The following is a 2,194-nucleotide window of genomic DNA, read 5'->3' on the forward strand; positions in this document are numbered from 1 at the left end:
AATATAATATTACTACGTTTACGATTGAGCTGGGCAAGCCGGCCGTCTTTAATTTATCTCGCTGGGTGTTGACGGTTTGTTATTTGGGCGCGACTTTGGCGGGAGCGATCGTATTGTCTAATGTTAATTTAGTGTTTCTGGCAGTTTCTCATTTGGTGGCTTTGGGTTTGATGTGGTTTTGGAGTGCGAAAGTTGATTTGGACGATCAAAAAGAAATTGCTGCATTTTATCAGTTTATCTGGAAGCTGTTTTTCTTAGAATATCTGATTTTTCCCGCATCTTGTTTATTGGGGTAGAAAGGGAAGTTCGGCAACGAGCAGTGTACGGGATGTAACAGATGTCAGGAAGAAGGCAGTTCGGCAAGGAGCACTGTACAAGATGTAACGGATGTCAGTCGGAGGGAAGTCGCAAGGAGGAAGAAGGAAGGAAGAGTTAACAACTTAGCACAATTTGGCAATTACAAGTTAGCGAACTCCCAAACAACCAAGACAACTATGGCTTCTCACAAAAAATCGCGGAAATCTGCCTGCAAACTGGGTGCCGAAGAATCTTTGAAATTAGCTTGGGAACATCACCAAGCGGGCCGTTTGTTAGAAGCTGAGAATTTGTACCGGCAAATAATAGAAGTGCAGCCGGAATCAGCAAACGTGCTGTGTTTGTTGGGAATAGCGGCGAGACAGCAGGGAAAAATTGCAGAGGCGATCGACTTTTACGAACAGGCGATCGTCCAAAACCGCGATTTTGTAGAAGCACATTTAAATAAAGCTAATCTTTTACTGGATGTGGGCGAGTATCAAAGGGCGATCGCCAGTTACGAACAAGTAATCAAAATCCAGCCAAATTCCGCACTCACTTACAATAATTTGGGCTGGATCAAACAGCAATTAGGTGAAATAGACGCGGCTATTTTATCTTACCAAACAGCGCTGCGACTCGACCCCAACCTCCACGAGACAGCGCACAACTTAGGACATTTATTTAAACAAAAAAATCAATTAAACGAGGCGATCGCTTATTACCTCCACGCTTTAAAAATAAATCCAAATTTGACATATTCCCTGATGGGCTTGGGAACAGTTTTACAGCAGCAAGGTAAATTAGCAGAAGCTTTAAACTGCTACCAGCAAGCTGTAAAACTAGATCCAAACAATCCCGAAGCTCACAACAATGTAGGAGCCTTTTTTCACGAACAAGGCAATGCAAAAACAGCAATATCCCACTACCGAAAAGCATTAAGCTTAAAGCCCGACTTCGTGGAGGCTATTAACAATCTCGGACACGCTTTGGTCGATTTAGGAGAGTTTCAAGAAGCTTTTTCTTGTCACAGTCGAGCCTTGGAATTGCAGCCCGACAATGCCATCGCACACCTCGAATTGGGTTTAACTTTGCTATTGTTCGGAGATTTTCAGCGCGGTTTTGCTGAATACGAGTGGCGGTGGCGCACTCCGCAACTATCGCCCAGGCAATTTAAACAGCCGATTTGGGATGGTTCGGATTTGCAGGGGAAAACTATTTTACTCCACGTAGAGCAAGGCTTTGGCGATTCTATTCAGTTTATTCGCTACGCCCCAATTCTTCGGAGCCGAGGCGCTAAAGTTATGGTGGCTTGCTATCCAGAACTGCTGCGCTTGTTTGCGACAGTTCCTGGTATTGAATATTTATCAGTTAGTTTAGAGGGTTTGCCAGAATTTGAAGTTCACGCACCTCTGATGAGTTTGCCGCGAATTGTGGGGACAACTCTGGAAACAATACCGGCAAATATTCCTTATTTATATCCGCCTGCTGAGTGCAAATTTGCGCTTTATTCTGAGGCTCAATTGAAGGTAGGGATTGTTTGGGCGGGGAGTCCGCAGCGCCGGAAAGACAATCAGCGTTCTTGCAGCTTGAGCGATTTTATTCGATTTTTGGATGTTCCGGGAATCGCTTTTTATAGTTTACAAAAAAACTTGTCCGAGAGCGATCGCACTTTGTTGAACCAACACTTAGTGCCGGATTTAACTCCGCATTTGAACGACTTTGCTGATACCGCTTCCGCTATATCTCAACTGGATTTAGTCATTAGTGTCGATACGGCTGTGGCGCACTTAGCCGGTGCTTTAGGAAAACCGGTTTGGGTGCTGCTTTCTTTTGCTCCTGACTGGCGTTGGCTGCTGGATCGTGAAGACAATCCTTGGTATCCAACTGCGAGGCTTTT

1 protein-coding gene and 1 pseudogene are annotated in these 2,194 nt (G+C 44.8%); both read left to right on the top strand.

Translation table 11 applies throughout. The features are described 5' to 3' along the window. Positions 1–296: pseudogene (locus QUA38_RS28595) on the top strand (homogentisate phytyltransferase); the annotation flags it as partial. Between the two features lie 198 nt (positions 297–494). Beyond that, a partial coding sequence (locus tag QUA38_RS28600; RefSeq protein ID WP_333167836.1) for a tetratricopeptide repeat protein occupies positions 495–2,194 on the top strand: 1,700 nt, incomplete at its 3' end.

The organism is Microcoleus sp. Pol12B4 (assembly GCF_036701385.1).
Taxonomy (GTDB): Bacteria; Cyanobacteriota; Cyanobacteriia; order Cyanobacteriales; family Microcoleaceae; genus Microcoleus.